The sequence below is a fragment of the Pseudomonas sp. TE3552 genome (genome assembly GCF_056278945.1).
Map to the genome: position 1 here is coordinate 1109835 of NZ_JBWBQJ010000001.1, position 23337 is coordinate 1133171.

Consider the following 23337-nt stretch of genomic DNA (forward strand, 5'->3'; position numbering starts at 1 on the left):
ATGTTGATAGACATCATACAACTGGTTTTTTTGATTCGACAAGCGCTGTACTCCAATAAAATGGCTATTTATTTGGGGGTTGCTATGCTTTTTCTGGTCTGAAGTGGGTTTGTGATGGTGCTTGATTGATGAAGTTGTTGAGTGTTGTCATACAAGCTGGATGTTGTTTTCTGAAGATTCCAGTCGATCCCGGTGCTACGATCCGGATAGCCCTGTTTTACGGATAATCACCATGCAAGAAGACATCGACGCACCTGCCCGCAAGCGTGCCTACAACCTGGCCCATGATCTGGTGGCCAAGCTGACCCAGAGCATCCTGCTCGGGCAGATGCTGCCGGGGGACAAGCTGCCGTCGGAGAACTCGATTGTTCAGGAGCATGGGGTCAGTCGCACGGTGGTGCGCGAAGCGATCTCGAAATTACAGGCTTCGGGGCTGGTGGAAACCCTCCATGGCATTGGCACCTTTGTCCTTGAGCGTGCGCCGGAGCAGGGGCTGCGGCTCAATGTCGATACCGCGCTGGGCGTGCGCAGCATTCTGGAGTTGCGCATGGGCCTGGAAACCCAGGCCGCCGCGCTGGCCGCGGTGCGTCGCACAGAGCAGCAGTTGGTGCAGATGCGGCAAGCACTGGACGACTATCAAAGTCTGCTCGCCAACAACGACAGCTGCGTCGAAGCCGACAAACGCTTCCATCTGCTGATCGCTGAAGCCACCGGCAACGTGTGTTTTACCGAGATCATGCAGCACCTGGGCAGCGCCATGATCCCGCGGACCCGGGTCAATGCTGCCGAACGCGGGGCGGCGGATTTGAGCAAGCTGGGGCAACTCGCCAACCTTGAGCATGAGGCGATTCTCAACGCCATCAAACGCCAGGATGCGGAGGCGGCGCGGGCGGCGATGTGGTTGCACCTGAGCAACAGTCGCGACCGGTTTTCGGCGAGCGGCACCTGATTCGTCAGTGACACCCAGTCATCGTTCTTCGCGGGAGCGCGGTCCCACAGGTTCGGTGTCGTGTCCTTGATGATTTTTAACTCACACCAACATCGCGCATCAGCAATCCATAACGCAAATCCACCGCGTCCGGAATCGGCAAATACACCGTGTGCCCATCCCCCGGTGCCACTTCAATCGCCTCGCCTTTAACGTTCTGCAACTGATGCAGATCGAAGTGGAAGTTGCCCTTGGGCGTCATCAGTTCCATGTGGTCGCCCAGGCCAAAGCGATTCTTCACCCGCACCTCGGCCAGCCGATCACGGCGTTCGCCGGTCAATTCGCCCACGAACTGTTGGCGCTCTGAAACCGAGCTGCCGTTCTGGTAGTTCTGATATTCGTCATGCACATGCCGACGCAGAAAGCCTTCGGTGTAGCCACGCTGGGCCAGGGATTCCAGATCGGTCATCAGGCTGCGATCAAACGCCCGGCCAGCCACCGCATCATCGATTGCGTGGCGATAAACCTGGGTGGTGCGTGCGCAATAGAAGTGCGATTTGGTCCGGCCTTCGATCTTCAGTGAGTGCACGCCCATCTGCGTCAGGCGTTCGACGTGCTGGACGGCGCGCAGGTCCTTGGCGTTCATGATGTAGGTGCCGTGTTCATCCTCGAATGCCGGCATCAGTTCGCCGGGGCGATTGGCCTCTTGCAGCAGGAACACTTGATCGGTCGGCGTGCCGATGCCCAGGGTCGGTTCGGGCTGGAACGGCTGGACGATTTCACCAAGTTGATTTTCGACAGCCTCTGTCGCCGAGTATTTCCAGCGACAGGCGTTGGTGCAGCTGCCCTGATTCGCGTCGCGCTTGTTCATGTAGCCTGACAACAGGCAGCGCCCGGAATAGGCCATGCACAACGCCCCGTGCACAAACACTTCCAGCTCCATCGCCGGGACCTGCTGACGGATTTCGGCGATTTCTTCCAGCGACAGTTCGCGGGACAGGATGATCCGGCTCAAGCCCAGTTGCTGCCAGAACTCGACGCTGGCCCAGTTCACCGTATTGGCCTGCACCGACAGGTGGATCGGCATCTGCGGGAAGTGCCGGCGCACCAGCATGATCAGGCCGGGGTCGGACATGATCAGCGCGTCCGGCGCCATGGCGATCACCGGTTCCAGGTCCTTCAAGAAGGTTTTGAGCTTGGCGTTGTGCGGGGCGATGTTCACCACCACATAGAAACGCTTGCCCTGAGCCTGGGCCTCGGTGATGCCGAGTGCGAGGTTGGCGTGATCGAATTCGTTGTTGCGCACCCGCAAGCTGTAGCGCGGCTGGCCGGCGTACACCGCGTCGGCGCCGTAGGCGAAGGCATAGCGCATGTTTTTCAGGGTGCCGGCAGGGGCGAGCAGTTCCGGGGGGGTGAGCGTCAGGGCGCAGGTCATGGCAGTGTCGATCGCAAAAGCCGGCAAGGGTAAGTGGCTTGCCCGCGGGGTTTATTGATCTGGATCTATGCTTGGTGAACAAACGAATGACACTCGCGCGAGCCGTGGCGGACTAAACATCAGAATGGGCTCGGGCATGGATCGGACATGAACGAAACGAAACTGCAAAACACATCGTTGATGGTCTTGCTGACCCTGGTGAGCATTGCCTTCGTATGGATTCTGCTGCCGCTCTATGGCGCGGTGTTCTGGGCGGTCATCCTCGGCATTCTTTTTTCGCCCTTGCAGCATCAGGTGCAACAGAGGTTCGGCTGGCCACGCAACCTGACGGCCCTGTTCACCTTGAGTCTCTGTGTGGTGATCGCGATCCTGCCGGTCATCACCATCAGTACCTTACTGGTTCAGGAAGGTGCGGCGCTGTACAACCGAATCGAAAGCGGTGAACTGGACATCGCCAGGTATGTGTTGCAGTTCAAGCAAAGTCTGCCGCCCTATGTTCAGTACTTGCTCGACCGTTTCGGCATGGGTGAGCTGAGCGGGCTTCGGGAGAACATCATCAAGAGCACGATGCAAGGCAGCCAGTTTGTCGCGACCAAGGCGTTCAACTTTGGTCAGGGCACGTTCGAATTCGTGGTGAGCTTTTTCGTCATGCTGTACCTGCTGTTTTTCTTCCTGCGGGACGGGGCCGAACTGGCACGTAAAGTACGTGCGGCGATACCGCTGGAAGACAACCAGAAACGTCGTTTGCAGCTGAAGTTCAATCGTGTGGTGCGCGCCACGGTAAAGGGCAACCTGGTGGTAGCGATCACACAAGGGGCATTGGGTGGTTTTATTTTCTGGTTTCTGGACATCCCGAGCGTGCTGCTCTGGGCGGTGTTGATGGCGTTTCTGTCGCTGTTGCCAGCGGTGGGGGCGGGTATCGTCTGGATACCGGTGGCGGCGTATTTCCTGTTCAGCGGCGCGATCTGGCAGGCCACGGTGCTCACTTTGTACGGGCTGTTCGTGATCGGCATGGTGGACAACGTCCTGCGACCGATCCTCGTGGGCAAGGACACCAAAATGCCCGACTACTTGATCCTCATCTCGACCCTGGGTGGCCTGGCGCTATTCGGCTTGAACGGTTTTGTCATCGGGCCGTTGATTGCCGCGTTGTTCGTGTCGAGCTGGGCGATTTTCATCGATTCCAAGCCCAAGGTTCAGCTGCCTTAAGCGCTGAGCTGGCCTTCGCCGATACGTTGCGACAAGGCCTGTGCGGCGGGAAGCGAGGTGAGCGGACCGCTGATCGGCTCGCCGTCCTGCACCAGATACCAGCAGGCGAGCAAGCCTAGCGCCCTGAGCGGGGCGGGAACGGCGCTGCCAATAACGGACATGATTTGAACCTGAGCCATAAGTACCTCCATCAATCTATGGAGCTACCTTACGGAGCGGACGCTTGAACGGACAATCAACGCTTTCGATAGTCGTCATTGACGCTAATGAGTGCTGAGGTCAGTCCACCACTTGATCGAGCATATGCATCACTTCCTGCTCATTGAGCAGGCCTTTGCGCACCAGTTTTTCCGTCAGCAGCGAGAGGAACTTGGCGCTGCGATGGGCTTCAAGGTGCTTGAGCTCGGTCAGTGCGTTGTACACCTTGCCGGAAGTGCGCAGGCCGACTATGCGGTGCGGATTTTGTGTGGGCATGAGGTCGTCCTTGTTTTTATCAACCTGTTGTTTACGGACAGATCCAAGCTTGCGGGCCTGATATGACATAAATATGACCGTTTTCCCCAAAGTCGGGGAAGGGCGCTCAGGTCAATCATGCCAACTTTGCGTGCCGGTACTGTCCCGACAGCGACCTTGGCGAGATTTATTCAGACTTCGGCCGGCCAGTGGTCACAAAAAAGGCCCCGCTTTTAAAGGTAATGCTGTTCACTTAAGAGAGTCTTGAATCAGAGAGGTCTGTGGCGAGGGATCTTGCTCCCGCTTGAGTGCGTAGCACTCACAAAAATTGGCGATGATTGTCGGATTTTTGGGGCCGCTACGCAGCCCAGCGCGAGCAAGCTCGCTCGCCACAAAGGGACGCACGATCCAAGAGCGCGCCTAAATGAACGGCATTACGCTTTTAAAGCGCGGGCCTGATGAGCGTATTACCAGCGGTCGCCACGATAATAACCATGGGGAGGGCCGTAATAACCGCGAGGCGGACCGTAATAGATCGGTGCCGGGCGGTAGTACATCGGTTGTTGAACGTAGACCGGCGCCGGTTGGTAATAAACGGGCGGTGGCTGCACGTACACCGGTTGTGGCTGAACGTAGACCGGTTGCTCCACATACACTGGACGGTCGCGGCCGATTATTGCTGAGCCAATGATTGCCGAGCCGACGATCGCACCAAACACAGCCGGACCTTCCCAGCCGCCATGACCATGACCACCTGCTTCTGCCTGCCCTGCGATAGCAAGAGCACCGATCAGCAAGGCTACTGTGGGGATTTTACGGATCATGATAAGTCCTCGGTTCTTCGACCCGGCGCTCGCGTCTGCAATAGACACAAGTTGTCGCGGGGATACTTCTAAGACAGCATTTTTTTGAAAATCAGCACAGCCGTTGGGTAAATTTTGTGTAAGGTCTGTACCGGCTTCTTTACGGCTGTGTGCCAAGTGCAGACTGGCTTTTATGATCAATCAGAACCGGTGAAGTGGCTAATCCCGTCCATCCGAAAGTGCTATTGAAGGAGATTCCAATGCAGATGAACCCCAACAGAGACACTCAGCTGTGCATGTCACTCTCGGGGCGCCCCGGCAATTTCGGCCTGCGGTTTCATAACCATCTGTACGAACAACTGGGCCTGAATTTTTACTACAAAGCCTTCAGCAGCCAGGACTTGCCGGGCGCCGTTGGCGGCATTCGCGCCTTGGGCATCCGGGGTTGCGGCGTGTCGATGCCGTTCAAGGAAGCCTGTATCGCACTGGTTGATGAGCTGGACGCATCGGCTGAGGCTATTCAATCGATCAACACTATCGTCAACACCAACGGTCACCTCAAGGCCTACAACACCGATTACATCGCCATCGCCCAGTTGCTTGAAACCCATCAGGTGCCCAAGGATTCGACCTTTGCCCTGCGCGGCAGCGGCGGCATGGCCAAGGCGGTGGCCAGTGCCTTGCGCGATGGCGGCTACAAAAACGGCCTGATCGTGGCCCGTAACGAGCGTGCCGGGCGTGCCCTGGCTGAATCGTTGGATTATCACTGGCAGGCGGAGTTGGGCGCTCAACGCCCGCAGATGCTGATCAATGTCACGCCGATCGGCATGACCGGCGGGCCGGAGGCCGATCAACTGGCGTTTGAACCTGACGCTATCGCTGCGGCAGAAACTGTCTTCGATGTAGTAGCGATCCCCTCGGAAACACCTCTGATCGTGCGCGGTCGTGCCGAAGGCAAGCGGGTGATCACCGGGCTGGAAGTGATTGCGATCCAGGCACTGGAACAGTTCGTGTTGTACACCGGCGTGCGGCCGACCGATGAACAGTTCCAGAAAGCCGTGGCGTTTGCCCGTAGCTGACAGTTGACTGTACTGGCCCCATCGCGGGCAAGCCCGCTCCCACAGATCCAGCGCTGTCCTTGTGGGCGCGGGCTTGCGGCCCAACGGGAGCAAGCTCCCTCGCCACAGGGACCTCGGCACATCGGGAACGGTTACTCGAGGCGTGCCAGCCGCTCTTCCAGCGCCGCGATGCGCGCTTCAAGCTCTTCGATTCGCTCAACCGACACACCGCCACCGGCACCACGTTCCACCGGATTTTGCCGGGCAGCCAGGATCGCTTCGATATCCGCTGGATCACCCAGCGCATGCATGTAGCGGTCTTCGCGCTGGCCGGCCTGGCGCGGGATCAACAACGCCAGACCCCTGGCGATCAAGCGCTCCAGTTGATGCACCACCTGCTCGGCATCTTCGAAGTCATGCATGCGGCCGCTGCGGGTCAGCAATTCATTGACCGTCTGCGGACCGCGCAGAAACAACAGCCCCGTCAGAATCACCTGCGCCGGCACCAGTTCCAGCGCCTTGTCGACCCGATGTTCCCAGCGGTCGGCACGGCTGCCCATCACCAATCGGGTGAAACCACGACCTTCAAGGGCTCGCAGGCTCTGCCCGACCTGGCCCTGGCTCAGGTTCATCACCGGTTCGCGGCTGGTTTTCTGGTTGCAGGCAATCACCAGCGCATTGAGGGTCAGCGGATAGGTTTCCGGGCTGGTGGCCTGTTTCTCGATCAGCGAGCCCAGAATGCGGATTTCCGTGCTGTTGAGCCGCGGTTCGTCGAAGGTCGTTTCTTGCTCAGTGCTCATCGCGCTTTTCCCTAGGCAGTCGAAGCGGCTAGCCTAATCCTTGCTGGATAAAAGACAAGTCGCAGGGCTCGCTGGCATGGCTATAATCGCCCAACGTTTTTCACTCCTGTCACTTACACGAGACTGCCATGACCATTTCCCTGTACGCCGCTTCCGTTCCGGTTTTCCAGCAAATGCTCAATGCCCTGAGCAACAACCTGAGCAAGGCCGAAGCCCACGCCACGGCGAAAAACATTGACCCGAATGCGTTCCTGCAAGCCCGTCTGTACCCGGACATGTTCCCGCTGGTGCGCCAGGTGCAGATCGCCGTTGATTTCGCCAAAGGCGTTTCGGCGCGTCTGGCTGAAGTCGAACTGCCAAAATACGACGACACCGAAACCACCTTCGCCGAACTGCAAGCGTTGATCGCCAAGGTGCTGGCCTTCATCGGCGAGATCAAACCCGAGCAGATCGACGGCAAGGAAGGCATCGAGATCGTGACTCGTCCAGGTACCCCTAAAGAAAAGCGCTTCACTGGCCAGGCTTACCTGCTGAGCTACGGTCTGCCGCAGTTCTTCTTCCACGTCACCACCGCTTACGCACTGCTGCGTCACAACGGTGTGGAAGTGGGCAAGCGCGATTACATGGGCGCGTTCTAAACCGCCCAGGTACAAAAAAGCCCGCCAAGGTCTAAGCCTTGGCGGGCTTTTTCGTTTTGCTTGCTCTCTATAGGAGCCTGGCTTGCCGGCGAAAGCGATCTCACCTACGCCATCGCCGGCAAGCCAGGCTCCTTGTGTGCTTTACGCCAAACGCTGCGCCTTCAACTCTTCACCCTGACACGCCGCCGCGGTGAATAACACGTCGGTGGAGGAGTTCAGTGCGGTTTCCGCCGAGTCCTGCAACACACCGATGATGAAGCCGACTGCCACCACCTGCATGGCGATTTCGCTCGGGATGCCGAACAGGCTGCACGCCAGCGGAATGAGCAGCAACGAGCCGCCAGCCACGCCCGAGGCGCCACAGGCACAGATGGCCGCGACAATGCTGAGCAGAATGGCCGTCGGAATGTCCACGGCAATGCCCAAGGTATGCACGGCAGCCAGGGTCAGTACGGTGATGGTGATCGCAGCGCCGGCCATGTTGATGGTCGCGCCGAGCGGGATCGACACCGAGTAAGTGTCTTCGTGCAGGCCCAGGCGCTTGCTCAATTCCAGGTTGACCGGAATGTTCGCCGCCGAGCTGCGGGTGAAGAAGGCGGTGATGCCGCTTTCGCGCAGGCAGGTGAGTACCAGCGGATACGGGTTGCGACGCAGCTTCCAGAACACAATGGCGGGGTTCATCACCAGCGCCACGAACAACATGCAGCCCAGCAACACGGCCAATAGGTGCATGTAACCGATCAAGGCGCCGAAACCGGAGGTGGCGAGGGTCGAGGCCACGAGGCCGAAGATCCCCAGCGGTGCGAAGCGAATCACCAGGCGCACGATCAAGGTCACGCCGTTGGACAGGTCACCCAGCACCTCACGAGTCGTTTCGCCGGCATGGCGGATCGCAACGCCCATGCCGATTGCCCACGCCAGAATGCCGATGAAATTAGCATTCATCAGCGCGCTGACCGGATTATCGACCACGCTGAGCAACAGACTTTGCAGTACTTCGCTGATGCCACCTGGTGCGGTCACCGCGACGTCCTGGGTCGACAGCACCAGGCTCGACGGAAACAGCGTACTGGCAATCACCGCTACCACGGCTGCGGCGAAGGTGCCAAGCAAATACAGAAACAGGATCGGTCGGATATGGGTTTCCTGGCCGTGCTTGTGGTTGGCAATCGAAGCCATGACCAGCACGAACACCAGGATTGGCGCGACAGCCTTGAGCGCCGCGACGAACACTTTGCCGATGAAGGCGGTGGACTTCGCCAGCTCAGGCGCGAACAGCGCCAAGGTAATCCCGGCGATCAGGCCGATGATGATTTGCGTGACCAGGCTGCTGTGTTTCAGGCGTTGCAAGAGAGAAGGGGATGAAGCGGTCATAACGGCATCTCTGATTTTATTAGGGTGCAGGGTTCCTTGGCTCATGCAGCAAAAAGCCGGGCAGGCCACATGGAGGGAACCGAAGAGGATCGCGACATCAATGCCAGTGAATGGCCGATGAGCAAAGTGTAAGTACCGCAGGGTCGCGGACTTTATCACAGCGTAGCCGTGATCCTTCGGACCTGTGACGATCTGCCACCCGATTGCTCAACGCGATTTGCAGGTTCGTGCAACCTCGCCCGGAAACACTCTGTTAAGCTTCGCCATCCTCATTTTCATGTTCTGCCAGTGAGCCTTCGGGCTGTCGCTGGTGTCGTCGTTTTTCTGGAGTTCTGTATGCTGTTGCCCATTCTTCTGTTGTCCGCCGCCGGTTTTACGGTGCTGACCACGGAATTCATCATCGTCGGCCTGTTGCCGGCAATCGCCCGTGATCTGGACGTCAGCATCCCTCAAGCGGGTTTGCTGGTGACCCTGTTCGCGTTCACCGTCGCCGCTTTCGGGCCGTTCCTGACCGCGTACTTCGCCAGGTTTGAGCGGCGCAAACTGTTCATCAGCGTGCTGATCATGTTCGGCCTGGCCAACACGCTGGCAGCGATGGCGCCGAACATTTGGGTGATGGCCATTGCCCGGTTGATTCCGGCGCTGGGGTTGCCGGTGTTCTGGGCATTGGCCAGTGAAACCGCGGTGGACATCGTCGGGCCGGACTACGCCGGGCGGGCGATTGCCAAGATCGGTTTCGGCATCGTCTGCGCCACGGTGTTCGGTATTCCGGTGGGCACGCTGATTTCCGATGCGTTCGGCTGGCGCAGCGCTTTCGGTATTCTGGCGGTGATTGCGTTTGCCAAGGCGTTGCTGCTGTTTATCTACTTGCCGAAAACCAATCTGCACCAGCATCAGGTGAGCTTCCGTTCGCAGTTCAAGATCCTGCGCAGCCCGCTGATGTTGGGTCACGTACTGCTGTCGATCCTGGTGTTCAGCGGTATGTTCACTGCCTACACCTACCTGGCGGACATTCTTGAGCGCTTAGCCGGTTTCAACGGCACGGTGGTCGGCTGGTGCCTGATGGGCTTCGGTGCCGTCGGGCTGATCGGCAACTCGCTGGGCGGTCGTGCGGTGGATCGTCACCCGCTGATCGCTTCCGTGACGTTTTGTGCGTTCATGATTGCCGGCATGGTGACGCTGGTGCCGAACATTCATTCGCCACTGGGTCTGGCGGCGGCGATGGGAATTTGGGGTGTGACTCAGGCGGCGTTGTTCCTGGTCAGTCATGTGCGTTTGATGAAGGCTGCGCCCGAGGCACCGGCGTTCGCCGCATCGCTGAACATTGCCGGGGCTAATCTGGGAATCGGCTTGGGCGCCATGGTCGGTGGGCGGGTGATCGATAGTGTGGGCCTGGGCGGACTGGGTTTCGCGGCAGCCGGTTTTATCCTGGTCTCGATCCTGTTGGCGATGGCGCTGATGACCTTCAAGCCCCGGGAAATCTGCGCCTGAGGCTTCACATCTCGGTGAACAATTGGCGGCGGGCACCTTCGGTGATGGCAACAATGCCGGGGTGCTTGATCTTGCGCTCCACTGATATGGCATAGAACGACTCGCTCACCGCGTCGGTCTGGCCGATCAACTCCACGCCACATTGGCGTTTCACTTCGTCGGCAATCACGCTCGGGCCGATGAATATCCCGCTGCCGGATTGGCCAAAGGCTTGCATCAAGGCGCTGTCGTCGAACTCGCCGACGATCCGCGGCTGGATCTGCTGTTCGGCAAACCAGCGTTGCAAACGACTGCGCACCACGGTTTCCGGCCCGGGAATCAGCAGCGGGGCGCCGTGCAGGCTGCGGGGAAAATCCTGGCCATAACGCGCCGCCAGTTCGGCGGTGGCAAAGAAGCTGATGCCGCATTCGCCGAGTTTCTGGCTATAGCCCTTGATGTCCAGATGCGAGGGCATCGGGCTGTCGGAAATCACCAGATCGAGGCGTTGAATCGCCAAGTCGGCGAGCAAACGCTCCAGTTTGTCTTCGCGACAGGTGATGCGCAGCGGCTCGCTCAATTCCATGGTCGGCGCAATCAGTCGATAGACGATGGATTTTGGCACCACATCGGCGACACCCACCCGAAACAGAATCTGTTGCTCATTGGGCTGCGCCCGCAACATCAACTCCAGCTCGCCACCGAGTTGAAACATCTGCTCGGCGTAGGGCAGCGTCTGCCGCCCGGCTTCGGTGAGTTCCAGCTGCCGGCCGACCCGGCGAAACAATTCGATGCCATAGGTTTGCTCGAGCAGGGAGATCTGCCCGCTGATGGTCTGTGGCGTCAGGTTCAGTTGCTCGCAGGCACGCACGATGCTGCCGGTCTTGGCCACCACCCAGAAGTAATGCAATTGCCGATAGTTGAGCATAGCGGGCCTATAGTTCGTTAAAGCCGAAGTATAACCGCTAAAAATACGAATTTTCCTGAAGTATGTGCTTCCTTAGAATGCCTCGCTATCGACGGATCGCCTTTTCGGTTCTGTCTGTTCTATCGAGGGAAGCATCATGAAACTTAAAACCACGGCACTGCTGATTACCTCTTTGTTGGTGCTGGCCGGTTGTGACCAGGCCGAGAAAAGTGCCCAGCAACTGATGGGCAAGGCTGCTGAAAGCGCCAAACAGGCGATCGACGATACCCATAAGGCCGCCGAGCAAGCCTTGAGCGATGCCACCGGCAGCCTGATCGGCAAGAAAGAACAACCGGCCAAAGAGACGGACAAAACCGATTCTTCGTCCCAGGAAATCTAAACCGTCTACAACGAGTCAGGACTGACCCATGGAATACCTTTTAGAACTTGCTGCAAGCCCCACCGCCTGGGTTGCCCTGGCCACGCTGGTGGTGATGGAAATCGTGCTCGGCATCGATAACCTGATCTTTATCTCGATCCTCACCAACAAGCTGCCCGAACAGCATCGCCAGAAGGCACGGCGCATCGGTATCGGCATGGCGTTGATCTTGCGCCTGGCGCTGTTGAGTACCATCGCGTTCATCGTCCAGCTGACTGAGCCTGTGATCGATATTCTCGGCCACGCATTCTCCTGGAAGGACATGATCCTGATCGCCGGTGGCCTGTTCCTGTTGTGGAAGGCGACCACCGAGATCCATCACAGCATGGACCCGGCGCCGTTTGATCCGACCTCGGCCACCTCGACCGTGACCCTGGGTTTTGCCGCCGCGATCGGTCAGATCCTGATGCTGGACATGGTGTTCTCCATCGACAGCATCATTACCGCCGTCGGCATGACCGAGCATTTGCCAATCATGATCATCGCGGTGGTGGTGTCGGTACTGGTGATGTTGCTGGCCGCTGACCCTCTGGCCAAGTTCATCAACGACAACCCAACGGTGGTGATGCTGGCGCTGGGCTTCCTGATCATGATCGGCATGACGCTGATCGCCGAAGGTTTCGGCGCCCACGTACCGAAAGGCTACGTCTATGCGGCCATGGCGTTCTCGGCGACGATCGAAGGCTTGAACATGTTGTCGCGACGGGCCAGGCAGAAGCGTATAGCCGCTGAAGCTTAACCTGCGTTAAACAAAACGGCCGCCTGAACTCGCAAGAGTCCAGGCGGCCGTTTTTTTGTTTGTACGACTGAAAAAGCGCCAGTCAGTGCGCGGTGGCCGGGTGTGCAGCCGATTTATCGGTTTTCGCCAGGGGCGCCGATTGAACCGGGTGGTGATGGTGCCGGCGGGTAATGCGCAAAACACCCCATAGCATGGCGGCGGCCACGGCCAGCCAGCCCGCAATTAACATCGCGATCGTCATTGTCAGGCTCATCCGTGCCTCCTCTTTGCCCTGCATCGGGCACACACGCTTTGCAAATAACAGTCTAGTCGCTGCTGTGTTTCAGGCAATTGACCAAAAGTCGCCTGTCACCAACCAGTTCGCTCTATCGAAAGTGATCAACTACCGGTTAAGGCTATACCGCTGCCGCGCGGCATCCTATGATCGACAGCCAAGCCGGCTGTGCGATTGCCTGGCGTCTGAATAGAGAGTGATGATGGTGCGGGTATTATCTCGAATTCGATCTTTGGTGCTGATCGTTGGCTGCGTTGCCGGCCTGGCTGGTTGCGCGGGCAGTGTGGCGCCTGAGATCAAGCGTCTGCCGGAACGTGTCGAACTCAGCGGTACGTTCTACCGTGGGCAAAGTTATCAGAGCGGGCCCCAGGTGCTGGCCAGCCTGCTGTCGCAACAGGGCATCGTGATCACCCCGGGATTGCTCGACAAACCCCTGCATTTGCCGGGTGCCGAAGACCAGCTGCAGCAGAACATGCAGAACCTCGCCCGCGAATACGGGATGGTGGTCTACCCCCTCGACAAAAATTTGCCGGCACTGCTGACCCAGGTCGCGGCCGGTTATCCGGTGATGGTGCGCTTCACCGAAGGTTCGGCGTTCTGGGCAGAGCCTCGGTACGCCATTCTCGCCGGTTACAACCGTCAGAAGCAGACCGTGTTGCTGCGCGCCGGGATGGATCGTCGCTTGCTGATGGGGTTCAGCTCATTCGAGTCGGCGTTCGAAAATGCCGGTGGCTGGGCTGTATTGATCCAGCAGCCGAACCAGATTCCGGCTAATGTCGACCAGCAGCGCTGGCTGAACGCGGCGAACGAACTTGCCCAGTCGGGTCAGGAGCAGGCGGCCGCCAGGGCGAAGAAGGCGTTGACCGCGCAGTAAGTTTCCACTCGTCATCAGCATGGCACCGGCACGCTATGCTGAAGTCTCATGTAGAGGGCCCGGATTTTTCGGGACCATGACCAGGAGGCGCCCATGGCACATTCCAATACCCCCACCGGCCCGCACTCGTCTGAGCATTCGTCCGATAATGAGTTGGGCTTCGATCCCGATTCCCCGGACGTTGCCGATCCTCAGGTCGACCCCATCGGGCCTGCCAAGGCGCCCAGGGATGTAAAGCCGGGCGAGGAGGGCAAGAAGGCGCCCGCGAAACCTTATGACCCACTCGGTAATCTGAAACCCAAGTCTTAGTGAGGTGCGTATGTCTACCGACTCGAGCTTTGACGACAAGCGTCCAGACCCTCCAGACAGTGTTCCGACAACCCCTGAAGCGGATCTGGACCCGGTGATGGATCCGGACAGTCCGTTACGGGATCCCTTGGCCAGGCCGACAGTGGTGCCGACGAAGCATCCGCAAGGTTGGAGAGATCCGAGTGCCGGGGATGGCATTCCGGATGACGATCAGATGCCGTTGCCCAATGATTGAGACAACCGGACGAAAAAAGCCCCGAATATTCGGGGCTTTTCGTTAACAGGCGTTTCGACCTTATTTAGATGCTTCAACCACACCGCTCTGGCGATGCTTGAGGTTCTTGTCGGACTTGTACTGCAGGGCTACGGACGGCACGTTGGCGCTCTTGCCGGTTTCGACCCAGCTGCGAATACGGGTGGCATCGGCAAAGTGCGTGTACTTGCCGTAGGCATCGAGAATCACCAGCGTAACCGGACGGTTGCCCATGCTGGTGACCAATACCAGGCAGTGCCCGGCCTCATTGGTGAAGCCGGTTTTGGTCAGCTTGATGTCCCAGTTAGGCTTGTTGACCAAATGGTCGGTATTGTGGAATCCCAGGCTGTAATTGGGTTTGCGGAACGAAACGGTTTTTTCCTTGGTGGTGCTCAACTCGGTGAGTAACGGGTGCTTGTGCGCGGCGATCAGCAGTTTGCTCAGGTCGCGAGCAGTGGACACGTTGCGAGGGGAAAGGCCCGTCGGTTCGACGAAGTGAGTGTTGGTCATGCCCAGCGCCTTGGCTTTGGCGTTCATGGCGGCAATGAACGCGACATAACCGCCCGGGTAGTGATGGGCCAGAGTCGCGGCTGCCCGGTTTTCCGATGACATCAGGGCAATCAGCAGCATTTCCCGGCGCGACAATTCGCTGTTGAGTTTGACTCGGGAAAACACGCCTTTCATTTCCGGTGTATCGCTGATGTTGACCGAAAGGTATTCGTCCATGTTTTGCTTGGCTTCTACCACCACCAGGCCGGTCATCAGTTTGCTGACGGATGCGATTGGAACTACGACGTCAGGGTTGTTGGCATAGATGACTTTGTTGGTTTGCATATCCATCAGCAAGGCGCTGCCGGAAGCGATCTTCAGTTGTGCAGTGTCTCGTGGCGCTGCAGTGGTTTCGGCGGCATTGACCGTTGGCGTGGTGAAAGTCCCTGTAAATGCAAAGAATAGGCTCAGGATTGAAAGACGGATTTTCACGCTGGCGGACTCATGAAGGGGTGGATATGCCGTTTTGTAACGGGCTGCTTCTTAAAACCGACGCATTTTAGGAGTATGTGCCAGGAAAGCCATAGGCGCCTGCCATACAGGGGGTAAAAGTGAAGAATATTTAATGCTGTATCAATTTTGTGTCATCTGGCCCGGCATCCCGACCTCTGATCCGTCGGTGGTCGAGTTTTTTCTGCGGGTAAAAAGAACCCCGCGATGGGCGGGGTTCTTTTCAGGTGATGCTGCGAACAACGGTGAACTCAGCTGTGCAGTGTTTCTGCCGCGTACAGCGTGTTTTCCAGCAGGCAGGCGCGGGTCATCGGGCCAACCCCACCTGGTACCGGAGTGATCCAGCCAGCGCGGGCCAGAGCGGATTCGTAGGTCACGTCACCGACCAGCTTGCCGTCTTCCTGACGGTTGATGCCGACGTCGATCACGATCGCGCCTTCCTTGATCCACTCACCCTTGACCAGACCGGGCTTGCCGGCGGCAACTACCACCAGGTCAGCGCGACCTACGTGGCCAGCCAGATCCTTGGTGAAGCGGTGGGTGACGGTCACGGTGCAACCGGCCAGCAGCAGTTCCATCGCCATCGGCCGGCCAACGATGTTGGAAGCCCCCACGATGACGGCGTCCATCCCGTAAAGATCGGCACCGGTGCTTTCCAGCAACGTCATGATGCCTTTAGGGGTGCATGGACGCAGTAGCGGAATACGCTGGGCCAGACGCCCCGACGTTATAAGGGTGGAAGCCGTCGACGTCTTTGTCGGGACGAATGCGCTCCAGCAATTTGGAGGCGTCCAGGTGTTCAGGTAAAGGCAGCTGGAGCAAAACGCCGTCAATTGCCGGGTCGTCGTTCAGGCGATCGATCAGATCGGTCAGCGCTTGCTGAGTGGTTTCGGCAGGCAGGTCGTAGGCTTGGGAAAGGAAGCCGACCTCTTCACAGTCTTTACGCTTGTGCGAGACATAAACCTGAGAGGCAGGATCGCTGCCGACCAGGATCACCGCGAGGCCGGGTGTGCGCAGGCCTTGCTGGCGACGCTCGGCGACTCGTTTGGCGATCTGCTGGCGCAGGCTGGCGGCGATCGATTTGCCGTCGATTAGTTGTGCAGTCATTGCGCGTGATTAACCATCGAGAGGGGAAAAAAAGAGAGCGCATTCTCGCATGTCATGAGGTGAGGGCAAAGGCGCTTGGTCTGCAAATTCCCCTAACTCCTTTAATTAAATGAATTTTTTTTTAAAAAGGATTTGACGACCTCTGGGGGGCTCTATACTATTCGTCGCACTTGTCGGGCACAGCCTAGCACTGGTTGAGAAGGTCGAGCGGAGTTACGCTTCCGCAAGACTGAAAAGCACTTAGTTTGTAGTCCTTCAAGGGTACAGATTAACAAGGCGCCCGTAGCTCAGCTGGATAGAGCATCCGCCTTCTAAGCGGATGGTCGCAGGTTCGAGTCCTGCCGGGTGCGCCATTAGGCAGCTTTGGCACAAGTAACGCGATATGGTGGGCGTAGCTCAGTTGGTAGAGCACGGGATTGTGACTCCCGTTGTCGTGGGTTCGATCCCCATCGTCCACCCCATATTTCGAAAGGCGCCAGATTAACAGTCTGGCGCCTTTGCTTTAACAGCTTCAACCCGCGGATGTGGTGGAATTGGTAGACACACTGGATTTAGGTTCCAGCGCCGCGAGGCGTAAGAGTTCGAGTCTCTTCATCCGCACCAAATAAAGCTTCACTCATGCCGGTTGGCTTGGTTGGGGCTCAACAAAGAAGTTGTTTGGCTTCTTTGTCACGCAATATGGTGGGCGTAGCTCAGTTGGTAGAGCACGGGATTGTGACTCCCGTTGTCGTGGGTTCGATCCCCATCGTCCACCCCATATTTCGAAAGGCGCCAGATTTAACAGTCTGGCGCCTTTTTTGTTTCAGTGGTTTGAGTGTCGGCGGCTGCAGTTGTGGGCCGCAGGGGCGGGTCGTTTCGTCGTATTTATGTTTCTCGATGATGCTCGATTTGTCCGCCGATCCCCTCGTGGGGTTGGCTGTCAGGGGCGGATTGCCGATTCCTTCTATATATAGGAAGGTGGGCGCAGGGCCCTGGCTTGATTGGCTGTATTTGCGAACAGGGCGAGGCATAACCGTTTGTCCCCGCCTATAAATTGCCTGCTGTTTTTTTACCCGTTTTCAGTAGGGTGACTTCTTGAGTTTGACCCACTAGAATGCATGCCCTTGATTCTGGGGTCGGAAACGGCCGGCTAACGTCTGTGCAACGAGGAATATCCATGCAAGTTTCTGTTGAAAATACTTCTGCTCTTGAGCGCCGCATGAGCATCACCGTGCCGGCTGAGCGTATCGAGACTCAGGTCAACAAGCGTCTGCAGCAGACTGCCCAAAAGGCCAAGATCGCTGGCTTCCGTCCAGGCAAAGTGCCAATGAGCGTGATCCGTCAGCGTTTCGGGGCTGATGCGCGTCAAGAAGCTGTGGGCGACGTGATCCAGTCTTCCTTCTACGAAGCTGTCGTCGAGCAGAAGCTGAACCCGGCTGGTTCGCCTTCGATCGAACCTAAAACCCTGGAAGCGGGCAAGGACCTGGAATACGTAGCCGTATTCGAAGTGTTCCCTGAGTTCACCGTTGCCGGTTTCGAAGGCATCACTGTCGAGCGCCTGAGCGCCGACGTGGTTGACGCCGATCTGGACAAGATGCTGGATATCCTGCGCAAGCAGAACACCCGTTTCGAAGTGGCCGATCGCGCTGCCCAGAACGAAGACCAGCTGAACATCGATTTCGTCGGCAAGGTCGACGGTGAAGTGTTCGCAGGCGGTTCCGCCAAAGGTACTCAGCTGGTGCTGGGTTCCGGCCGCATGATCCCTGGTTTCGAAGACGGCCTGGTTGGCGCTAAAGCTGGCGAAGAGCGCGTTCTGAACCTGACTTTCCCAGAGGATTACCAGAACCTCGACCTGGCGGGCAAAACCGCTGAGTTCACCGTGACAGTGAACACTGTTTCCGAGCCTAAGCTGCCAGAGCTGACCGAAGAATTCTTCGCTCAATTCGGCATCAAGGAAAGCGGCCTGGAAGGCTTCCGCACCGAAGTTCGCAAGAACATGGAGCGTGAACTGCGTCAGGCGATCAAATCCAAGGTCAAGAATCAGGTAATGGACGGTCTGCTGGCCACCAACCCGATCGAAGTGCCAAAGGCGCTGCTGTCCAACGAAGTCGACCGTCTGCGCGTGCAGGCTGTTCAGCAGTTCGGCGGCAACATCAAGCCTGATCAGCTGCCAGCCGAGCTGTTCGAAGAGCAAGCCAAGCGCCGCGTTGTGCTGGGCCTGATCGTGGCTGAAGTGGTCAAGCAATTCGACCTCAAGCCTGACGAAGCCCGCGTTCGCGAGATGATTCAGGAAATGGCTTCGGCTTATCAGGAGCCTGAGCAGGTTGTGTCCTGGTACTACAAGAACGACCAGCAACTGAACGAAGTCCGTTCGGTTGTGCTGGAAGAACAAGTTGTGGATACTGTTCTGCAGAAAGCTAGCGTGACCGACAAATCGGTCTCTTACGAAGAAGCGGTCAAGCCGGTAGAAGCTCCACAAGCCGACTGATTGTTTTTGCGGTAAGAAGTACACACCATAAGCCAGCCTTCGTGCTGGCTTATGCGTATTCAAGACATAACTATTTGGGAGTGACTGCAGAGCATGTTCCGTAATTCGTATATTCAGCAGAACTCTGATATCCAGGCCGCAGGCGGCTTGGTCCCGATGGTTGTCGAGCAATCTGCTCGTGGCGAGCGCGCCTATGACATCTACTCGCGCCTTCTCAAGGAGCGAGTGATTTTTCTGGTTGGTCCGGTAGAGGACTACATGGCCAACCTGATCTGTGCGCAACTGCTGTTCCTTGAAGCGGAAAATCCGGACAAGGACATCCATCTCTATATCAACTCGCCGGGCGGTTCGGTGACGGCGGGCATGTCGATCTATGACACCATGCAGTTCATCAAGCCAAACGTATCGACCACCTGTATCGGTCAAGCGTGCAGCATGGGCGCGTTTCTACTGACGGCCGGTGCCCAAGGCAAGCGTTACTGCCTGCCGAACTCGCGTGTGATGATTCACCAGCCACTGGGCGGTTTCCAGGGCCAGGCCTCGGATATCGAAATCCATGCCAAGGAAATTCTCTTCATTCGTGAGCGTCTCAACACGCTGATGGCCAAGCATAGCGGGCGCACTCTTGAAGAAATCGAGCGCGATACCAACCGCGATAATTTCATGAGCGCAGAAGCAGCGCGTGAATACGGGTTGATCGATGAAGTGATCAACCAGCGACCCGCTTAAAATAAGCAGCTCAAAATAAGGCTGGTCGGCGGGTCCGATCACCAGCGGGCTTGAAAAAGCCCGCAATAGCCTTCATCTTGTGTTGCAAGCCTATCGGATTTGGATCGAACGAATGACTGACACCCGCAACGGCGAGGACAACGGCAAGCTGCTCTATTGCTCCTTCTGTGGCAAAAGCCAGCATGAAGTACGCAAATTGATTGCCGGCCCCTCGGTCTTTATCTGCGACGAGTGCGTCGACCTGTGCAATGACATCATCCGCGAGGAGGTGCAGGAAGCCCAGGCCGAAAGCAGCGCGCATAAATTGCCTTCGCCTAAAGAAATCAGCGGCATCCTTGATCAGTACGTGATTGGTCAGGAGCGTGCGAAAAAGGTTCTGGCCGTAGCGGTGTACAACCACTACAAGCGCCTGAATCAGCGTGACAAAAAGAATGACGACGTCGAACTCGGCAAGAGCAACATCTTGCTGATCGGCCCGACAGGCTCGGGTAAAACCCTGCTTGCCGAAACACTGGCCCGCTTGCTGAACGTTCCGTTCACCATCGCCGACGCAACCACCCTCACCGAGGCGGGTTATGTAGGTGAAGATGTCGAGAACATCATTCAGAAGCTGCTGCAGAAGTGCGATTACGATGTAGAAAAAGCCCAGATGGGCATTGTCTACATCGATGAGATCGACAAAATCTCGCGCAAGTCTGACAACCCGTCGATCACCCGGGACGTTTCCGGTGAAGGCGTGCAGCAGGCCCTGCTCAAGTTGATCGAAGGTACGGTCGCTTCCGTTCCGCCTCAGGGTGGTCGCAAGCATCCGCAGCAGGAATTCCTTCAGGTCGACACCCGTAACATCCTGTTCATCTGCGGTGGTGCGTTCTCCGGTCTGGAAAAGGTTATTCAAAACCGTTCCACCAAGGGCGGCATCGGTTTCAACGCGGAAGTTCGCAGCAAGGAAGAAGGCAAGAAAGTCGGTGAGTCCCTGCGTGAAGTCGAGCCTGACGATCTGGTCAAGTTCGGTCTGATCCCGGAATTCGTCGGTCGTCTGCCGGTACTTGCCACGCTGGACGAGCTTGATGAAGCTGCGTTGATGCAGATTCTCACCGAGCCGAAAAATGCTCTGACCAAGCAGTATGCCAAGCTGTTCGAGATGGAAGGCGTGGACCTGGAATTCCGGGCTGACGCGCTGAAATCGGTCGCCAAACGTGCCCTGGAACGCAAAACCGGTGCCCGTGGACTGCGTTCGATTCTCGAAGGTGTATTGCTCGACACTATGTACGAAATCCCCTCGCAGTCCGAGGTGAGTAAAGTAGTGATCGATGAAAGCGTTATAGAAGGCAAGTCCAAGCCACTGTATATCTACGAAAACAGTGAGCCGGCTGCCAAGGCAGCGCCAGACGCATAAGCGTCACACTGCTGGAATAAAGAAGGGGCCTTCGGGCCCCTTTGCTATTGTGGGAGTTGGTGTCTGTGACAGCGGCATGACAGTCAACCCGGTTTTTTGCATGCATCCGAACCCATGCAGGCGCTGCCGTAAGCGGCGATATTTAAAGTGGTTCTTTTTATCCGCTTGTTTTTTTTGAAAACAGCCCCCATCTTGGTTTCAAGCTTACTTCCATCTGTTTACGGCCTTACGGCCGCCGTAGAGGCGAAATCATGAAGACGACCATCGAATTGCCTCTCCTGCCATTGCGTGATGTCGTGGTTTATCCGCACATGGTTATCCCGCTGTTCGTGGGGCGCGAGAAATCCATCGAAGCCCTTGAGGCAGCGATGACGGGTGACAAGCAGATCCTTCTGCTGGCTCAGCGAAATCCTGCTGACGACGATCCTGGCGAAGAAGCACTTTATCGCGTAGGTACCATCGCTACCGTTCTGCAGCTGCTCAAGCTGCCTGACGGCACGGTCAAGGTTCTTGTCGAAGGCGAGCAGCGGGGCGCCGTGGAGCGCTTCAGCGAAGTCGACGGCCACTGCCGTGCCGAAGTCTCGCTGATCGATGAAGCCGACGCGCCTGAGCGCGAATCGGAAGTGTTTGTCCGCAGCCTGCTGGCTCAGTTCGAACAATATGTACAGCTGGGCAAGAAAGTCCCCGCTGAGGTCCTGTCGTCGCTCAACAGCATCGATGAGCCAGGCCGCCTGGTCGACACCATGGCCGCGCACATGGCGCTGAAGATCGAGCAGAAGCAGGAAATCCTCGAAATCATCGATTTGTCGGCCCGGGTCGAGCACGTTCTGGCGTTGCTGGATGCCGAGATCGATCTGCTGCAAGTCGAAAAACGCATTCGCGGTCGCGTCAAAAAGCAAATGGAGCGCAGCCAGCGCGAGTACTACCTGAATGAGCAGATGAAGGCCATTCAGAAAGAGCTGGGCGACAGCGACGAAGGCCACAACGAAATCGAGGAGCTGAAAAAGCGTATCGATGCCGCTGGCCTGCCGAAAGACGCGCTGGCCAAGGCTCAGGCCGAACTGAACAAACTCAAGCAAATGTCGCCAATGTCAGCGGAAGCGACAGTGGTGCGTTCGTACATCGACTGGCTGGTTCAAGTGCCGTGGAAGGCCCAGAGCAAAGTGCGTCTGGACCTTGCCCGTGCCGAAGACATTCTCGATGCAGACCACTACGGTCTGGAAGAAGTCAAAGAGCGGATCCTCGAATACCTCGCCGTGCAGAAGCGCGTGAAGAAGATTCGCGGTCCGGTGCTGTGCCTGGTCGGTCCTCCAGGGGTGGGTAAAACCTCTCTGGCGGAGTCGATTGCCCACGCCACCAACCGTAAATTCGTCCGTATGGCCCTCGGTGGCGTGCGCGATGAGGCGGAAATTCGTGGCCATCGCCGAACTTATATCGGTTCGATGCCAGGAAGATTGATTCAAAAGATGACAAAAGTGGGCGTGCGCAACCCGCTGTTCCTGCTCGATGAAATCGACAAAATGGGCAGCGACATGCGTGGCGATCCGGCGTCGGCGTTGCTGGAAGTGCTCGACCCCGAGCAAAACCACAACTTCAACGATCACTATCTGGAAGTCGATTACGACCTGTCCGATGTGATGTTCCTGTGCACCTCCAACTCCATGAACATTCCGCCGGCGCTGCTGGACCGGATGGAAGTGATCCGTCTGCCCGGTTACACCGAAGACGAGAAGATCAACATCGCCGTCAAATACCTTTCGCCCAAGCAGATTCAGGCCAACGGCTTGAAGAAAGGCGAGCTGGAATTCGACGCCGAAGCGATTCGTGACATCATCCGCTACTACACCCGCGAAGCCGGTGTACGTGGGCTGGAGCGCCAGATTGCCAAGGTTTGCCGCAAGGCGGTCAAAGAGCATGCGCTGGAAAAACGCTTCTCGGTGAAGGTGACTGCCGAGATGCTGGAACACTTCCTGGGTGTGCGTAAATTCCGCTACGGCCTGGCCGAGCAGCAGGATCAGATCGGTCAGGTCACAGGCCTGGCGTGGACCCAGGTGGGCGGTGAATTGCTGACCATCGAAGCCGCCGTCGTGCCGGGTAAAGGCCAATTGATCAAGACCGGCTCCCTGGGTGACGTGATGGTCGAATCGATCACCGCAGCGCTGACCGTTGTCCGCAGCCGTGCGAAGAGCCTGGGGATTCCCCTGGACTTCCACGAGAAGCGCGACACGCATATTCACATGCCAGAAGGGGCGACCCCGAAAGACGGCCCTAGCGCCGGTGTAGGCATGTGCACAGCCCTGGTGTCGGCATTGACTGGCATTCCTGTGCGAGCGGACGTCGCCATGACTGGCGAAATCACCTTGCGTGGTCAGGTGCTGGCGATCGGTGGCTTGAAGGAAAAACTGCTGGCGGCTCACCGTGGCGGAATCAAGACGGTGATCATTCCTGAAGAGAACGTACGCGATCTGAAGGAAATTCCTGACAATATCAAGCAAGATCTGCAGATTAAACCAGTTAAATGGATTGACGAGGTCCTGCAAATTGCGCTGCAATACGCGCCGGAGCCCTTGCCGGATGTGGCTCCGGAGATCGTTACAAAGGATGAGAAACGCGAGTCTGACTCTAAGGAAAGAATTAGCACGCATTAATACGCATTTGCCTGGGGGGCTTTCTTGACAG

General features: G+C 57.5%; 22 protein-coding genes, 4 tRNA genes and 2 pseudogenes. 18 read left to right on the forward strand and 10 right to left on the reverse strand.

The window, feature by feature from the left end; genetic code table 11:
• Positions 1-232 precede the first annotated feature (232 nt).
• Entirely contained in the window at positions 233-949 is a 717-nt protein-coding gene (locus tag ACZ9BB_RS04755) for a FadR/GntR family transcriptional regulator (RefSeq protein ID WP_476212758.1), read from the forward strand.
• Between the two features lie 76 nt (positions 950-1025).
• Here ACZ9BB_RS04755 and trhP read toward each other — a convergent pair whose 3' ends face one another.
• Positions 1026-2363 carry a prephenate-dependent tRNA uridine(34) hydroxylase TrhP gene (trhP, locus tag ACZ9BB_RS04760; RefSeq protein WP_476212759.1) on the reverse strand — a complete coding sequence of 446 codons (1338 nt, stop codon included), beginning with the start codon at positions 2361-2363 and terminating at the stop codon, positions 1026-1028.
• A gap of 147 nt (positions 2364-2510) precedes the next feature.
• Here trhP and ACZ9BB_RS04765 point away from each other — a divergent pair, with 147 nt between their 5' ends.
• Positions 2511-3572: an AI-2E family transporter gene (locus tag ACZ9BB_RS04765; protein WP_476212760.1), complete on the forward strand. Its 1062-nt coding sequence runs from the start codon at positions 2511-2513 to the stop codon at positions 3570-3572.
• Here the strand turns inward: ACZ9BB_RS04765 and ACZ9BB_RS04770 are convergent.
• The 3 genes from ACZ9BB_RS04770 to ACZ9BB_RS04780 all read right to left on the reverse strand — a co-directional run bounded on the left by ACZ9BB_RS04770 (position 3569) and on the right by ACZ9BB_RS04780 (position 4849).
• Positions 3569-3751 carry a hypothetical protein gene (locus ACZ9BB_RS04770; protein WP_476212761.1) on the reverse strand — a complete coding sequence of 61 codons (183 nt, stop codon included), beginning with the start codon at positions 3749-3751 and terminating at the stop codon, positions 3569-3571. The two genes, ACZ9BB_RS04765 and ACZ9BB_RS04770, sit on opposite strands and share 4 nt — an antisense overlap.
• A 100-nt stretch (positions 3752-3851) precedes the next feature.
• Positions 3852-4046 carry a hypothetical protein gene (locus ACZ9BB_RS04775; RefSeq protein WP_476212762.1) on the reverse strand — a complete coding sequence of 65 codons (195 nt, stop codon included), beginning with the start codon at positions 4044-4046 and terminating at the stop codon, positions 3852-3854.
• A 446-nt stretch (positions 4047-4492) separates the two neighbouring features.
• On the reverse strand, positions 4493-4849 hold the full coding sequence (locus ACZ9BB_RS04780; RefSeq protein WP_476212763.1) for a hypothetical protein: 357 nt from the start codon (positions 4847-4849) through the stop codon (positions 4493-4495).
• A gap of 239 nt (positions 4850-5088) precedes the next feature.
• Here ACZ9BB_RS04780 and ACZ9BB_RS04785 point away from each other — a divergent pair, with 239 nt between their 5' ends.
• A complete protein-coding gene (locus tag ACZ9BB_RS04785; RefSeq protein ID WP_476212764.1) occupies positions 5089-5907 on the forward strand; it encodes a shikimate 5-dehydrogenase in 819 nt (272 codons plus the stop codon).
• Between the two features lie 131 nt (positions 5908-6038).
• Here ACZ9BB_RS04785 and ACZ9BB_RS04790 read toward each other — a convergent pair whose 3' ends face one another.
• Positions 6039-6686: a YceH family protein gene (locus ACZ9BB_RS04790; protein WP_476212765.1), complete on the reverse strand. Its 648-nt coding sequence runs from the start codon at positions 6684-6686 to the stop codon at positions 6039-6041.
• A 128-nt stretch (positions 6687-6814) separates the two neighbouring features.
• Between ACZ9BB_RS04790 and ACZ9BB_RS04795 the strand changes: the two genes are divergently transcribed.
• A complete protein-coding gene (locus ACZ9BB_RS04795) occupies positions 6815-7324 on the forward strand; it encodes a DUF1993 domain-containing protein (protein WP_007901777.1) in 510 nt (169 codons plus the stop codon).
• A 141-nt stretch (positions 7325-7465) separates the two neighbouring features.
• On the opposite strand, the gene sstT is transcribed toward ACZ9BB_RS04795, so the two are convergent.
• Positions 7466-8698: a serine/threonine transporter SstT gene (sstT, locus tag ACZ9BB_RS04800; RefSeq protein ID WP_454187186.1), complete on the reverse strand. Its 1233-nt coding sequence runs from the start codon at positions 8696-8698 to the stop codon at positions 7466-7468.
• Between the two features lie 336 nt (positions 8699-9034).
• On the opposite strand from sstT, the gene ACZ9BB_RS04805 reads away from it, so the two are divergent.
• A complete protein-coding gene (locus ACZ9BB_RS04805; protein WP_476212766.1) occupies positions 9035-10189 on the forward strand; it encodes an MFS transporter in 1155 nt (384 codons plus the stop codon).
• A gap of 4 nt (positions 10190-10193) precedes the next feature.
• On the opposite strand, the gene nhaR is transcribed toward ACZ9BB_RS04805, so the two are convergent.
• On the reverse strand, positions 10194-11093 hold the full coding sequence (gene nhaR / locus ACZ9BB_RS04810) for a transcriptional activator NhaR (RefSeq protein ID WP_476212767.1): 900 nt from the start codon (positions 11091-11093) through the stop codon (positions 10194-10196).
• 136 nt (positions 11094-11229) lie between these two features.
• Between nhaR and ACZ9BB_RS04815 the strand changes: the two genes are divergently transcribed.
• Positions 11230-11472: a hypothetical protein gene (locus ACZ9BB_RS04815; RefSeq protein WP_476212768.1), complete on the forward strand. Its 243-nt coding sequence runs from the start codon at positions 11230-11232 to the stop codon at positions 11470-11472.
• A gap of 28 nt (positions 11473-11500) precedes the next feature.
• Positions 11501-12250 carry a TerC family protein gene (locus tag ACZ9BB_RS04820; protein WP_476212769.1) on the forward strand — a complete coding sequence of 250 codons (750 nt, stop codon included), beginning with the start codon at positions 11501-11503 and terminating at the stop codon, positions 12248-12250.
• Positions 12251-12332: 82 nt separating this feature from the next.
• Here ACZ9BB_RS04820 and ACZ9BB_RS04825 read toward each other — a convergent pair whose 3' ends face one another.
• On the reverse strand, positions 12333-12503 hold the full coding sequence (locus ACZ9BB_RS04825) for a hypothetical protein (protein ID WP_476212770.1): 171 nt from the start codon (positions 12501-12503) through the stop codon (positions 12333-12335).
• Positions 12504-12670: 167 nt separating this feature from the next.
• Here ACZ9BB_RS04825 and ACZ9BB_RS04830 point away from each other — a divergent pair.
• The 3 genes and pseudogenes from ACZ9BB_RS04830 to ACZ9BB_RS04840 all read left to right on the forward strand — a co-directional run bounded on the left by ACZ9BB_RS04830 (position 12671) and on the right by ACZ9BB_RS04840 (position 13942).
• Positions 12671-13398: pseudogene (locus tag ACZ9BB_RS04830) on the forward strand (cysteine peptidase family C39 domain-containing protein).
• 93 nt (positions 13399-13491) lie between these two features.
• Positions 13492-13707 carry a DUF6021 family protein gene (locus ACZ9BB_RS04835; protein ID WP_339524448.1) on the forward strand — a complete coding sequence of 72 codons (216 nt, stop codon included), beginning with the start codon at positions 13492-13494 and terminating at the stop codon, positions 13705-13707.
• Between the two features lie 10 nt (positions 13708-13717).
• Positions 13718-13942 (forward strand): hypothetical protein, encoded by a 225-nt coding sequence (locus tag ACZ9BB_RS04840; protein ID WP_007901789.1) that lies wholly within the window; start codon positions 13718-13720, stop codon positions 13940-13942.
• Positions 13943-14002: 60 nt separating this feature from the next.
• Here ACZ9BB_RS04840 and pbpG read toward each other — a convergent pair whose 3' ends face one another.
• On the reverse strand, positions 14003-14941 hold the full coding sequence (gene pbpG, locus ACZ9BB_RS04845) for a D-alanyl-D-alanine endopeptidase (RefSeq protein ID WP_476212771.1): 939 nt from the start codon (positions 14939-14941) through the stop codon (positions 14003-14005).
• Positions 14942-15210: 269 nt separating this feature from the next.
• Positions 15211-16066 (reverse strand): annotated as a pseudogene (gene folD, locus ACZ9BB_RS04850) (bifunctional methylenetetrahydrofolate dehydrogenase/methenyltetrahydrofolate cyclohydrolase FolD).
• Positions 16067-16342: 276 nt separating this feature from the next.
• Between folD and ACZ9BB_RS04855 the strand changes: the two are divergent.
• From ACZ9BB_RS04855 to lon, 8 genes are all read left to right on the forward strand, one after another.
• Positions 16343-16419: transfer RNA gene (locus ACZ9BB_RS04855), tRNA-Arg, on the forward strand.
• A 32-nt stretch (positions 16420-16451) separates the two neighbouring features.
• Positions 16452-16527 (forward strand) — tRNA-His (locus tag ACZ9BB_RS04860).
• Between the two features lie 57 nt (positions 16528-16584).
• Positions 16585-16669: transfer RNA gene (locus ACZ9BB_RS04865), tRNA-Leu, on the forward strand.
• 78 nt (positions 16670-16747) lie between these two features.
• Positions 16748-16823: transfer RNA gene (locus tag ACZ9BB_RS04870), tRNA-His, on the forward strand.
• 399 nt (positions 16824-17222) lie between these two features.
• Positions 17223-18533, forward strand: coding sequence for a trigger factor (gene tig, locus ACZ9BB_RS04875; RefSeq protein ID WP_476212772.1), 1311 nt, complete (start codon positions 17223-17225; stop codon positions 18531-18533).
• A 93-nt stretch (positions 18534-18626) separates the two neighbouring features.
• Positions 18627-19262 carry an ATP-dependent Clp endopeptidase proteolytic subunit ClpP gene (gene clpP, locus ACZ9BB_RS04880; RefSeq protein ID WP_007901795.1) on the forward strand — a complete coding sequence of 212 codons (636 nt, stop codon included), beginning with the start codon at positions 18627-18629 and terminating at the stop codon, positions 19260-19262.
• A gap of 112 nt (positions 19263-19374) precedes the next feature.
• Positions 19375-20658, forward strand: coding sequence for an ATP-dependent Clp protease ATP-binding subunit ClpX (gene clpX / locus ACZ9BB_RS04885; RefSeq protein ID WP_007946893.1), 1284 nt, complete (start codon positions 19375-19377; stop codon positions 20656-20658).
• Between the two features lie 251 nt (positions 20659-20909).
• Entirely contained in the window at positions 20910-23306 is a 2397-nt protein-coding gene (gene lon / locus ACZ9BB_RS04890) for an endopeptidase La (RefSeq protein ID WP_476212773.1), read from the forward strand.
• The last annotated feature ends 31 nt before the right edge of the window (positions 23307-23337 follow it).

Excerpts from the sequence above, each read along its gene's own strand:
- sstT (WP_454187186.1), bottom strand. The coding sequence starts at position 8,698 with ATGACCGCTTCATCCCCTTCTCTCTTGCAACGCCTGAAACACAGCAGC.
- ACZ9BB_RS04805 (WP_476212766.1), top strand. The coding sequence starts at position 9,035 with ATGCTGTTGCCCATTCTTCTGTTGTCCGCCGCCGGTTTTACGGTGCTG.
- ACZ9BB_RS04820 (WP_476212769.1), top strand. The coding sequence starts at position 11,501 with ATGGAATACCTTTTAGAACTTGCTGCAAGCCCCACCGCCTGGGTTGCC.
- trhP (WP_476212759.1), bottom strand. The coding sequence starts at position 2,363 with ATGACCTGCGCCCTGACGCTCACCCCCCCGGAACTGCTCGCCCCTGCC.
- lon (WP_476212773.1), top strand. The coding sequence starts at position 20,910 with ATGAAGACGACCATCGAATTGCCTCTCCTGCCATTGCGTGATGTCGTG.
- tig (WP_476212772.1), top strand. The coding sequence starts at position 17,223 with ATGCAAGTTTCTGTTGAAAATACTTCTGCTCTTGAGCGCCGCATGAGC.
- ACZ9BB_RS04775 (WP_476212762.1), bottom strand. The coding sequence starts at position 4,046 with ATGCCCACACAAAATCCGCACCGCATAGTCGGCCTGCGCACTTCCGGC.
- ACZ9BB_RS04815 (WP_476212768.1), top strand. The coding sequence starts at position 11,230 with ATGAAACTTAAAACCACGGCACTGCTGATTACCTCTTTGTTGGTGCTG.
- ACZ9BB_RS04770 (WP_476212761.1), bottom strand. The coding sequence starts at position 3,751 with ATGGCTCAGGTTCAAATCATGTCCGTTATTGGCAGCGCCGTTCCCGCC.
- clpX (WP_007946893.1), top strand. The coding sequence starts at position 19,375 with ATGACTGACACCCGCAACGGCGAGGACAACGGCAAGCTGCTCTATTGC.
- ACZ9BB_RS04785 (WP_476212764.1), top strand. The coding sequence starts at position 5,089 with ATGCAGATGAACCCCAACAGAGACACTCAGCTGTGCATGTCACTCTCG.
- ACZ9BB_RS04790 (WP_476212765.1), bottom strand. The coding sequence starts at position 6,686 with ATGAGCACTGAGCAAGAAACGACCTTCGACGAACCGCGGCTCAACAGC.
- ACZ9BB_RS04765 (WP_476212760.1), top strand. The coding sequence starts at position 2,511 with ATGAACGAAACGAAACTGCAAAACACATCGTTGATGGTCTTGCTGACC.
- ACZ9BB_RS04840 (WP_007901789.1), top strand. The coding sequence starts at position 13,718 with ATGTCTACCGACTCGAGCTTTGACGACAAGCGTCCAGACCCTCCAGAC.
- ACZ9BB_RS04835 (WP_339524448.1), top strand. The coding sequence starts at position 13,492 with ATGGCACATTCCAATACCCCCACCGGCCCGCACTCGTCTGAGCATTCG.
- nhaR (WP_476212767.1), bottom strand. The coding sequence starts at position 11,093 with ATGCTCAACTATCGGCAATTGCATTACTTCTGGGTGGTGGCCAAGACC.
- ACZ9BB_RS04755 (WP_476212758.1), top strand. The coding sequence starts at position 233 with ATGCAAGAAGACATCGACGCACCTGCCCGCAAGCGTGCCTACAACCTG.
- ACZ9BB_RS04825 (WP_476212770.1), bottom strand. The coding sequence starts at position 12,503 with ATGAGCCTGACAATGACGATCGCGATGTTAATTGCGGGCTGGCTGGCC.
- clpP (WP_007901795.1), top strand. The coding sequence starts at position 18,627 with ATGTTCCGTAATTCGTATATTCAGCAGAACTCTGATATCCAGGCCGCA.
- ACZ9BB_RS04795 (WP_007901777.1), top strand. The coding sequence starts at position 6,815 with ATGACCATTTCCCTGTACGCCGCTTCCGTTCCGGTTTTCCAGCAAATG.
- ACZ9BB_RS04780 (WP_476212763.1), bottom strand. The coding sequence starts at position 4,849 with ATGATCCGTAAAATCCCCACAGTAGCCTTGCTGATCGGTGCTCTTGCT.